This window comes from Rheinheimera pleomorphica, from assembly GCF_011634895.1.
GTDB classification, from domain to species: Bacteria; Pseudomonadota; Gammaproteobacteria; order Enterobacterales; family Alteromonadaceae; genus Alishewanella; species Alishewanella pleomorphica.
This window is the reverse complement of sequence record NZ_SIRR01000005.1, coordinates 296561-306655: the sequence shown is the minus strand read 5'-3', so window position 1 is coordinate 306655 and position 10095 is coordinate 296561. Positions and strand designations below refer to the sequence as shown.

8 protein-coding genes and 1 pseudogene are annotated in these 10095 nt (G+C 48.8%); 4 read left to right on the top strand and 5 right to left on the bottom strand.

The genetic code is table 11. From position 1 onward, the window contains the following. Nucleotides 1-68 precede the first annotated feature (68 nt). On the bottom strand, nt 69-584 hold the full coding sequence (locus tag EYB30_RS06415; protein WP_206674580.1) for a hypothetical protein: 516 nt from the start codon (nt 582-584) through the stop codon (nt 69-71). Between the two features lie 545 nt (nt 585-1129). Further along, nucleotides 1130-1645: a hypothetical protein gene (locus EYB30_RS06410; protein ID WP_166838072.1), complete on the bottom strand. Its 516-nt coding sequence runs from the start codon at nt 1643-1645 to the stop codon at nt 1130-1132. A gap of 144 nt (nt 1646-1789) precedes the next feature. On the opposite strand from EYB30_RS06410, the pseudogene EYB30_RS06405 reads away from it, so the two are divergent. Beyond that, nucleotides 1790-2324, top strand: a pseudogene (locus tag EYB30_RS06405) (IS110 family transposase); the annotation flags it as partial. A gap of 560 nt (nt 2325-2884) precedes the next feature. Here the strand turns inward: EYB30_RS06405 and EYB30_RS06400 are convergent. The 3 genes from EYB30_RS06400 to EYB30_RS06390 all read right to left on the bottom strand — a co-directional run bounded on the left by EYB30_RS06400 (nt 2885) and on the right by EYB30_RS06390 (nt 5154). Then, the gene (locus EYB30_RS06400) at nt 2885-3403 is read right to left on the bottom strand and encodes a hypothetical protein (protein ID WP_166838071.1); all 519 of its coding nucleotides are present in this window, start codon (nt 3401-3403) and stop codon (nt 2885-2887) included. A gap of 114 nt (nt 3404-3517) precedes the next feature. Then, on the bottom strand, nt 3518-3739 hold the full coding sequence (locus EYB30_RS06395) for a hypothetical protein (RefSeq protein ID WP_053425154.1): 222 nt from the start codon (nt 3737-3739) through the stop codon (nt 3518-3520). A gap of 263 nt (nt 3740-4002) precedes the next feature. Further along, nucleotides 4003-5154: a ligand-gated ion channel gene (locus EYB30_RS06390; RefSeq protein WP_166838070.1), complete on the bottom strand. Its 1152-nt coding sequence runs from the start codon at nt 5152-5154 to the stop codon at nt 4003-4005. Nucleotides 5155-5338: 184 nt separating this feature from the next. On the opposite strand from EYB30_RS06390, the gene metA reads away from it, so the two are divergent. The 3 genes from metA to metH are packed head-to-tail and all read left to right on the top strand — an operon-like array spanning nt 5339 to nt 9978. Then, nucleotides 5339-6265 carry a homoserine O-acetyltransferase MetA gene (metA, locus tag EYB30_RS06385; protein ID WP_166838069.1) on the top strand — a complete coding sequence of 309 codons (927 nt, stop codon included), beginning with the start codon at nt 5339-5341 and terminating at the stop codon, nt 6263-6265. A 27-nt stretch (nt 6266-6292) separates the two neighbouring features. Continuing rightward, nucleotides 6293-7357 carry a homocysteine S-methyltransferase family protein gene (locus EYB30_RS18775; RefSeq protein WP_166838068.1) on the top strand — a complete coding sequence of 355 codons (1065 nt, stop codon included), beginning with the start codon at nt 6293-6295 and terminating at the stop codon, nt 7355-7357. Then, complete coding sequence (metH, locus tag EYB30_RS06375) at nt 7357-9978, top strand: methionine synthase (RefSeq protein ID WP_166838067.1); 2622 nt, start codon at nt 7357-7359, stop codon at nt 9976-9978. The genes EYB30_RS18775 and metH overlap by 1 nt, the downstream gene beginning before the upstream one ends. The last annotated feature ends 117 nt before the right edge of the window (nt 9979-10095 follow it).

Below are 10095 nucleotides of genomic sequence, written 5' to 3'. Positions count from 1 at the left end.
CTCGCTTTAACGGTAAAAGATGGTTCTTAAATGAGCAGGTTTTTACTCAACCTGCTTGACGTGGGGAGTCATACCAACGCTTTTAGCAGAGGCGCGCCTTTTTGCGCGTCCTGCTGGCTAAACTTGTTAAATGCCAACTGCACTGCTGACATTGTTGATTCTTCGTACACCCACAACTCGACACCTTCTGGAATCAAATGGTTATAAGTACGAATATAGTATTCCGCTAATGTTTCCTTACGCTTCTCACTATAATCACGAAGTACAAACATTATTTTTCGATAACTCGGAGGGGTGGCTAAAAAATAGTACATGGCCTCATTCCAAACAGTCAGCTTAGCACTTGGCACATTGTCATTTGGCGCAGTCCATTTGTGCGACTTGCACTCAATTAGTACTTTTTCTTTTAGGCAGCCCAAATCAAATGCGTGCTCTTTCTTGATTTCGCCGATACCGACAGGAATTTTTATATTGAGATCAAGAGCAAGTCCTTCGCTGGCAAAGAATTTTTTAGCAGCCAACTCAAAATCTCTTCCTACGTGAGAATTGGACTTTGAACCTATTCTTTGGTGCGGCTTATCCATGACTCTCCTTGGCATTTAACGCTCGCAGCACAGGCCGAAACCCGCGAAGCGGTTGAGGTCCAGGCCACGCAGTGGCCGATTGTGACTACGCTTGTTAGGCATAAATTAATGCTCGCCTTTTAATACATGTAGAAACAAACACGACAAACGATATTAGAGTTGATACTGGCAAAAGCAGAACTACGGGAATACCTTGAATGCTCTCATTCAGATAAAGCACCAAGAAAAAAGCTATTGTAGCCAGTAAGAACAAAAATTGGATAAATACCGCCTTTCCACAGCACCTAAATATCATGTGATAGTCAACGTCTCTCTTTTTCAGTGCGCCTATACCGTAAAACACAGGCAAAGAAATAACTGCTAAAACAACTACCGGCGCAAAAGTTAGCAAGCTAATTACAAAATTTTTTGTTGCCACGAAATCCATATTGTTGCCTAACGCGTTGCTAATGGGCTGCCGCAGCGCAGCGTAGGCAGTCCCGTGGAGGCCACGCTGTTTGTGGCTGGAACGAAATTAAGTAACTTGTTATATAGAGTGTTCATCATTACTGAAATACTCCTCCGTATTCTTGTAATCCAGATATATCAAACAGATAAATACCTAAATTAGAAATATCTTTCAGGCCTCTTTCGCTTCCAGGATGTTCAATTGGTGACCAGTAACAAAGCTCAGTGTACGAATTGCCAGATTTGGGCCGAAAACACCAAGTTGACCCATCTAAACCGCGAACATTATCAGGCCGTGAATTAAGCAAAGCATTTTTATACAAATCATCAATTTTGCTTTTGGTCTCACTAGTGAGCCTAACTTTGGAATGATAATTCAGCGCTGGCCTTATTCCATCTTCAGACACATAGGCTGTCTGATATAGCTCAGAAACTAAAAAACTTACATCTTTCCCAACGCAAAACCTGAAAACCATATCGTCACGTAGCGAATTGTTAACTGCTAACTCAAACATCAAGCCATGAAAAACTTCATTCTCAGAGCAGTTTGGCTCTTCAGCAAATGCCTTACCTGCGAAAAAAAGATATGTAATTACTAATAACAAAATTTTCACTGAACATGATGCCTTAAGATATAACGCTCAAAGCAGCTGCGCGGTACGCGTCGGCTGGCTTTGCTTGATACTCATTGAGCCTTCTCCCCAGCCCAGCCATTTGGCTAAGCTGGAAGGCGACCAAACCAAAAAGGAGAAGACCCAATGAAATTTTATACTACACAACATCCGTACTATTGTGGAATTGATTTGCATGCCCGCTCTTTGTACGTCTGTATTCTGGATGCTGCAGGTGACACCATCTTACACCGTGAAATCAAAGCATTGCCAGAAAATCTACTCAATTTATTAACACCTTACATCGGCAATATCGTGGTTGGCGTTGAATGCATGCACTGCTGGTATTGGGTCAGTGATTTCTGCGCTGAACACGGTATCGATTTTATTCTTGGCCATGCACTGTATATGACAAATTCTTCAGGAAAGAATTTGGACAGCTTTAGCTGGCCCGAAGGGAAAAGGACAGGAAGTACTTTTCAACGCGATACACGGCGGTAAAGCCAAGAATGACCGCATCGATTCCTATAAGATTGCCCATCTTATTCGCGGTGGCAATTTCCCGCTGGCCTATGTGTATCCGCCACAAATGCGCGCTGCCCGTGATTTATTGCGCCGACGCACCCGTATTGTCCGTCACGGTGCCGATTCAAAAGCACATGAGCAAGGCCAAAGCGCTCAGCGCTCTGGCGCATAAAGTCGGTCGCTGCGTGTATTACATGTTGAAAAACCAGAAGGTGTTCGATGAGAAACGTTTCTTAGCCGGTTAAGTCGCGGGGCAAGGTGAGCTGAACGTCTAACTGGAACACCATGGCTGATGCTCAAATGATGGTTGGGTATCCCTTAGCCATAAGCTGAACACCCACCTTCTGGCACACTGCCGTAGCCAGCGCGCTTGATTAGACACCTTGTCGCCGCGCATTTACCCATCAGCAAGATGGTTTGCACCTGTGCTGAGCCTGAAACTAACTGGCTTTAAGCCCGACGCCTTGAATAGTGCCAGCGACAGGTTAACCGATGAATGTCTGGTGCCCCTGCTGTCAGCAAGGATGCTGAAATCAGCAGGCGCTCATTGAGCATGAGATAAGAGAGCCCCGATATGTGTTTGTTGCAGGCTATCGCCTGGCAACCATGATGACAGATGAAGCAGTCTATCTTGCTGATGGACAACAGCCTGGCCGCTAACGCTACCAGAAGAGCGGTTTTACCTATTGACTCCGAGAAGGCTCATATGTGTTAGCGTCAATACCTAACCTCATTGACCTTATATAATCGGCTAGGCGAACCAAACACATCTATAAGTTGCTGCTTTGTCAGTGGCAGTGAATAAAATGCATTTCCACCCGGGATTCCGATAACCGGATACTCACGACCTTCAGAACAGTGCGAGCATATTCCTATAGATATAAACCGACCGTTTCGAAATACGATGTGGAAACCACCTCCCGCATAGGCCTCATCTTCTTCCGCTTTTTTCTTCCAATGCTCTGGCCATTGCGGCGGAGGAACGAATCGCGGCAAATACCTGGCGGCTGACTCGGGATTCAATTCCGCTAATAGTATGGGAGTTGCCTCTGGTGTCAGTTTCAAAAATGCCTGCATTATTTGATCATCAACCACTTTGTCAATTTCTATAAATATTGTGTAGTAAAGAGTCTCGGAAGCACCATTAATAGGTTCCCCATGGGCAACCAAACCGTCTTTCTCAAAACGGGAAACATTGGCACATCCTGACAAAGTGCCTATTAACAAAACCACCATCCAAATCCTACGCATATACCTGCTCGCTAACGCCGCCAGCGTGCGCGGCTTTGTAGTGAAGGCAAAGCCGCAGCGGAAAAGGCGTCGCCGTGACTGGCATTGTTATAAACCACTTTACCCACTTACTTCCGCCGATGTTGAGCCTACGTCTTTTTTAAGTACTAATACCACCAGATAAACCAGCGCAAATGGTGGAATAATACATAGCACCACGCCAAGTAAACCCGCCAAAACCGGCGTTTGCGTTTTACGGCGACCGAGGTAATAGCTTAATGCGCCTACAACCAGCACAAATACAAACATAATTTGGCCAACTAGCGTTGCATTGATATTCAAATGAACTCTCCTTGTGGTTTATAACGCTTATTCGGCGGGTCGACCCGTAGTTAAACACGGGTCAACCCGTCTTTGTAAATTTAATGTACAGAACACTACACCGCTTTTTTAGAACTGACAACAACTTATCGGTACAGTTTATATTTGTGTTGGCGACAAATACGGGTTAACCCGCCTAACAAAGCACAGGTAGCTATTAGCAGCGTATAGGTTATAAACACAGCGATGAAATTTGCGGTTATATGGCTACAAAGTAGCAGCTGTTAAAACAACGCCCAATAGCTGATCACCACCATCGCCAGTAGCAGGCTGGGCCAGTAGATTAGCTTGGGTAGCATAAAGTCATGCATTACCAGTTTGCGCTGCACGTTAACCGGGGCGTTAAAGATAAAGCTGCACAGCACCACTAAGATCATGGCGATATACAGCAGCAGATAGAAATACTCGATATAGACAATGCTCTGCGCCGGAAACTTCGTGCGGGTGTTTACGTGCGATAAAATCACCACAAAAAACAGCGCCGATATGGTGCCGATAACCGACATAATAGAAAAACCATTAAACGCCAGGGTGCTGCGTTTGCGGCTTATTGTCATTAGCACGGCAAATAGCAGGGCGGCGACGGTAAACATAGGAATAAGGTTAACCACAAAGGCATTAATAAACTTGCGTTTGAGCACCACATTAAAATGCAGCTCGGGGGTATGCTCAGTGGTGGCCGTCTGGTAGCCAAAGTTAGTGTGATAGGTGGCGGTTTTAAAATCGAAAAAGGTTTCGTCTATCAACCAGTCACCCAGTACGATATCGGTATCCAGGCCAAAATAGCTTTTAATGCCGGTGTCGGGGTAGGCGACAAGGTCGGGGACTAATGTGCTGTGGCCGTCAAAGTCATTGGATAAAATGCGTAGCCACACGGTTTGATGATCCAGCGGGTACTTACTGTAATCAAACGGCTGGCGTACGGTGGTTTCAAACATCCAGCCATGCAGGGTTTCATTGCCTTGCACATCTTCGTACTTTTTACGGAGTTCATTGGCGCCTTCTACCGCTTCAGGGAAGTAAAAGCCGGCTTTGGCCTGCACCGGGCAGTCGGGCGCTATCGGCACTTTTTGCCAGATATAACCACTGATATGTACATCATTGGCCGAATGAAAATTAAGGGATTGCAAATACACACCGGTTGCTACCTGGGCACAGGGCGGGATAGCCTCTTTACCGGCCAGCGCTAATTTGGCTTTTAAATTCTCCCGCGCCATGTCCATGTTTAACAGCTGATGTGCGGTGGGCACAAAGGCTTTATCAGCCTGATACCACATAAAGGCCAGCGCCAGGATACCGAATAAGGTACTAAACAGGCTAAGCAGCAGGTAAAAACGGAAATTCTGTATCAGGCGGGAGCTGGTTTTTTCTGGCATATCAACATGATTGATTGAATTAGCGGCCCGATAAGCCTAGCTGCTTAGCGCAGAATTGCCAGTGCTGCTGTATGGCCAGGCTGACAGTTACACCTGCTTTATTTGGCCATCTAAACGTATAGAAGTTGACTTTGCCGCGGCTTTTGCGCAAAGTAGCCGCTATGTACGTTAACCGGGTATGGCTATGCCTATTAAAGTGATCGATCAGTTGCCGGCGGTAGAAGCGCTGTCGGCAGAAAATGTGTTTGTGATGACCGAGAGCCGGGCGCAGTCGCAGGATATCCGGCCGCTGAAAATTGCTATTTTAAATTTAATGCCGAATAAAATCGCCACTGAAATTCAGCTGCTGCGTTTGCTGGCCAATAGCCCGTTGCAGGTGGATGTCGATTTGCTGCGCATTGACGATCATGTCAGTAAGAACACGCCGCCGAGTCATTTAAACTGCTTTTACCGCTATTTTTCTGAAGTGCAGCAGCAAAAGTATGATGGCTTAATTATTACCGGTGCGCCGCTGGGGCTGGTCGATTATGAAGATGTCACCTACTGGGCGCAGTTTGGCGATATTTTGCGCTGGGCCGATCATAACGTCACCTCCACCTTGTTTTTATGCTGGGCAGCGCATGCCGCGCTGTATCAGTATTATGGCTTGCAGCGTGAGATCCGCGGTGAGAAACTGTCCGGCGTTTACTGGCAGCAGGTGACCCAGCCGCTGTGTCCGCTGGTGCGCGGCTTTGATGATGAATTTTTAGTGCCGCACTCGCGCTATGCCCAGGTGCCGAAGCAAAAATACCAGCAGCATGATGATTTACATATTCTGGCCGAGGCCGATGTGACCGGGGCTTATTTGCTGCAAAACAGCAGTGGCAGCCGGGTGTTTGTGACCGGCCATCCGGAGTATGATTTAACCACGCTGGATGATGAATACCAGCGCGATGTTAGCGCCGGCCTGAACCCCAGAGTGCCGGAAAACTATTACCGCAATAACGACCCGCTGCAAGGGCCGCAAAAGCTGTGGCAAAGCCATGCGTTTTTACTGTTTAGCAACTGGCTGAACTACTATGTGTATCAGGCCACGCCGTTTGAACTGAGCCAGATTGGCCAAAGCGCTTAAGCTACTTCGGATGATAAAGAGCATTATATGACTGCAAGACTAACGCCGGAACATTTTCGTAAGTTGTTATCTGAGCGTATTTTTATTCTCGATGGCGCCATGGGCACCATGATCCAGCAGCACCGCTTAGAAGAGGCCGATTATCGCGGCAGCGAGTTTGCTAACTGGCCTTGTGATGTCAAAGGTAATAATGATTTATTGGTGCTGACCCAGCCGGATCTGATAGCCGATATTCACCGCCAGTATTTACTGGCTGGCGCTGATATTGTTGAAACCAATAGCTTTAACGCTACCACTATTGCCATGGCCGATTATCAGATGGAAGGGCTGTCGGCGCGGATTAACCGCGAAGCGGCCGCGCTGGCGCGTAAAGTCTGTGATGAGGTCACCAAGCTTGAACCGCACAAACCGCGCTTTGTCGCCGGCGTGCTGGGGCCCACTAACCGCACCGCGTCAATCTCACCGGATGTTAACGATCCGGGCTTTCGTAATGTCAGCTTTGATGAGCTGGTAGCAGCTTATACCGAGTCGACCCACGCCTTAATTGCAGGCGGCGCCGACATTATTATGCTGGAAACCATCTTTGATACGCTAAATGCCAAAGCCGCCGCCTTTGCCGTGCTTAAGGTATTTGATGAGGTAGGCTTTACGCTGCCGGTGATGATCTCAGGCACCATTACCGATGCGTCCGGCCGTACCTTGTCGGGCCAGACTACAGAGGCGTTTTATCACAGCCTGGCCCATGTTGAGCCGGTGTGTTTTGGCCTGAATTGCGCCTTAGGCCCGGATTTACTGCGGCCTTATGTCGAAACCCTGTCTGGCGTGTCTGAAGCTTATGTGTCGGTGCACCCCAATGCCGGCTTGCCAAATGAATTCGGTGAATATGATTTAGGCGCCACTGAGATGGCTGCCGAGATTGCTGATTGGGCCAGACAAGGCTTTTTAAATATTGTTGGCGGCTGCTGCGGCACTACGCCTGAGCATATTAAAGCCATCTTTGATGCGGTAAAAGATGCGCCACCACGGCAGCCGAAAGCGCCCAGCCATAGTTTTCATTTAGCCGGCCTTGAAGCCTTTTCTCTGGAGTGGTAATGCAGCAACAGGCCCGATTTATTAATGTTGGCGAGCGGACGAATGTTACCGGCTCGGCAAAGTTTAAAAAACTGATCTTAAACGGTGATTTTGAAGCGGCGCTGGATGTGGCGCGGCAGCAAGTCGAAAACGGCGCCCAGATTATCGATATCAATATGGACGAGGCGATGCTCGACAGCAAGGCTGCCATGGTGCGTTATCTGCAGCTGTTAGCCTCAGAGCCGGATATTTCACGGGTGCCAATTATGGTCGACTCGTCGAAGTGGGAGGTGATTGAAGCCGCGCTTAAGTGCATTCAGGGCAAGGCGGTGGTGAACTCTATTTCGCTTAAAGAGGGCGAGGCACCGTTTTTACAGCAGGCACGTTTACTGCGCCGTTATGGTGCGGCAGTTGTCGTGATGGCGTTTGACGAACAGGGCCAGGCCGATACCAAAGCGCGTAAGGTCGAAATATGCCAGCGCGCTTATCACATCCTGACTGAGCAAATCGGCTTTCCGCCAGAAGACATTATTTTTGACCCGAATATCTTTGCTGTCGCTACCGGCATTGAAGAGCACAACAACTATGCGGTTGATTTTATTGAAGCCACCCGCGAGATCAAACGGCTGTGCCCTTACGCCAAAGTCTCCGGCGGTGTATCTAACGTATCGTTCTCGTTTCGTGGCAATGACGCGGTGCGCGAAGCCATTCACTCGGTGTTTTTATACCATGCCATTGCCGCGGGCATGGATATGGGTATTGTTAACGCCGGCCAGCTTACCGTGTACGACGATATCCCTGAGCTTTTAAAAGAGCGGGTCGAGGATGTGATTTTAAACCGGCGAGAGGATGCCACCGAGCGCTTGCTGGAGATTGCCGCCCAATTTAAAGGTGATGGCAGTGTGGCTGAAAAGCAGGATGACGCCTGGCGCAGCCTGCCGGTAAATAAGCGGCTCGAACATGCGCTGGTTAAAGGCATTACCGACTTTATTGATATCGACACGGAAGAGGCGCGGCAACAAGCAGAAAAACCGCTGCACGTGATTGAAGGCCCGTTGATGGACGGCATGAACGTGGTCGGTGATTTATTCGGTGAAGGCAAGATGTTTTTGCCACAAGTGGTGAAATCGGCGCGGGTAATGAAAAAAGCCGTCGCCTATTTGCAGCCCTTTATCGAGCAGGAAAAAGAAGGCGGCCAGGCGCAGGGCAAGGTGCTGTTGGCGACCGTTAAAGGCGATGTGCACGATATCGGCAAAAATATCGTCGGTGTGGTGCTGCAGTGCAATAACTTTGAAGTGATTGATTTGGGCGTGATGGTGCCTTGCGCGGAATTGCTGCGCGTGGCCAAAGAGCAAAATGTCGATGTTATCGGCTTATCCGGCCTGATTACGCCATCGCTGGATGAAATGGTGCACGTGGCCAAAGAAATGACGCGCTTAGGCTTTACTCAGCCGCTGCTGATTGGCGGTGCCACTACCTCTAAAGCCCATACCGCAGTGAAAATTGAGCCGCATTATCAGCATGGCGTGGTCTATGTGCCCAATGCCTCGCGCAGTGTGTCGGTGGTGCAGGCGTTAATTGGTAAAGACAGCAAGGCCGACTATTTAGCGCGGATTAAACAGGAATACGTGGTCGCGCGTGAGCAGCATGCGCGTAGCCGGCCCGGTGAAAAGCTGCTTAGTTTTGCGCAGGCGAAAGCGAATAAATTTCAGCTTGATCTAAGCAAAGTGGCGCCGGCACCGAAGCAGCCGGGCGTGCACTTATGGCAGGAAGTTGATCTCAACATTCTGCGCGATTACATCGACTGGACACCGTTTTTCTTAACCTGGCAGTTATCCGGCAAGTACCCGGCCATTTTAAACCACGCTGAAGTGGGTATAGAGGCGCGTAAGCTGTTTAAAGATGCCAATGCGATGCTCGATACCATGATTAACCAAGGCCATGTTAAAGGCAAAGCGGTGTTTGGTCTGTTCCCGGCCAATAGTGACGGCGAAGATATTATTGTTTACACCGACGAGAGCCGCACAGTAGAAAAAGCCCGGCTGTATAACCTGCGCCAGCAGCTGCAGCTTAGAAACAATGCGCCCAATTGCAGCCTGGCCGATTTTATCGCGCCGGTGGACAGCGGCGTTAAAGATTATATCGGCGGTTTTGCTGTCAGCACCGGTTTTGGCGCTGATGAATTTGCCGCTAAGTTTGCCGCCGAGCATGATGATTACAACAGCATTATGGTAAAAGCGCTGGCTGACCGTTTGGCCGAAGCCTTAGCTGAATACCTGCATTTGAAAGTGCGCCGCGAGTATTGGGGTTATGCCAGCGATGAAAGCCTGGATAATGAGCAGCTTATTCGTGAGCTGTATCAGGGCATACGACCAGCACCGGGCTATCCGGCCTGCCCGGAGCATACCGAAAAAGGCACCTTGTGGCAGCTTTTAGATGTGGAAGCACAAACGGGCATTACGCTGACCGAAAGCTACGCCATGTGGCCGGGCGCAGCGGTGAGCGGCTGGTACTTTGGCCACCCGGACAGCAAGTATTTTGCCGTCAGTAAAATAGGCGAGGACCAGCTAACTGACTACGCGGCGAAAAAAGGCTGGAGCAAAGCCGAAGCCGAAAGCTGGCTGGCGCCGAATTTACGCTAGCCTGGTTTTTAGCTTAAGTAGTTGTTATGCATCAGGCTCTGTTGTTCCTGCTATAGCAAATAGCTTGCATTTGGCCGACAGAGTCAGGTAAAACCAGCTAGACTTAAGTAAAAATGT